This window comes from Acinetobacter sp. TUM15064 (assembly GCF_008980265.1).
Classification (GTDB): Bacteria; Pseudomonadota; Gammaproteobacteria; order Pseudomonadales; family Moraxellaceae; genus Acinetobacter.
This window is the reverse complement of sequence record NZ_BKFU01000216.1, coordinates 1-453: the sequence shown is the minus strand read 5'-3', so window position 1 is coordinate 453 and position 453 is coordinate 1. Positions and strand designations below refer to the sequence as shown.

General features: G+C 44.8%; 1 protein-coding gene. It reads left to right on the top strand.

What is annotated here, in order from left to right; genetic code table 11:
• Positions 1-417, top strand: a 417-nt coding sequence (locus tag GBI16_RS18490; RefSeq protein WP_151707644.1) for a M23 family metallopeptidase, incomplete at its 5' end; no start/stop codon positions are given.
• Positions 418-453: the final 36 nt, after the last annotated feature.

The following is a 453-nucleotide window of genomic DNA, read 5'->3' as shown; positions in this document are numbered from 1 at the left end:
ACACAGAGCTCATGGCAAACCCTACCCACATTTATACGCCCGACTTCAGGGAAATTTAGCAACTCTTTTGGAAGAAAACGCTTCTTTAACGGCGAGGAACGCGCGCCTCACTCAGGTCTAGATATTCCTGCGCCAGTAGGGCAAAAAGTTGTTGCGCCAGCAGATGGTGTGGTTATCCAAACTGGATCTTATTTTTTTACTGGACAAACTGTATTGATTGATCATGGCCAAGGCTTAGTCAGCATGTTCTGCCATTTAAGCGCAATTAAAGTAGAGAAAGGCCAACATATCCGCCAAGGAGAAACGTTAGGTTTAGTAGGCAAAACAGGACGCGTGACAGGCCCTCATCTGCATTGGGGCATGAGCCTTAATAATGCTCGGGTAGATCCTCAGCTTTTTCTAAATACAGCTCGTTAATTTAAAGCTTTACGAAAATACTTTGGCGCTTCGATA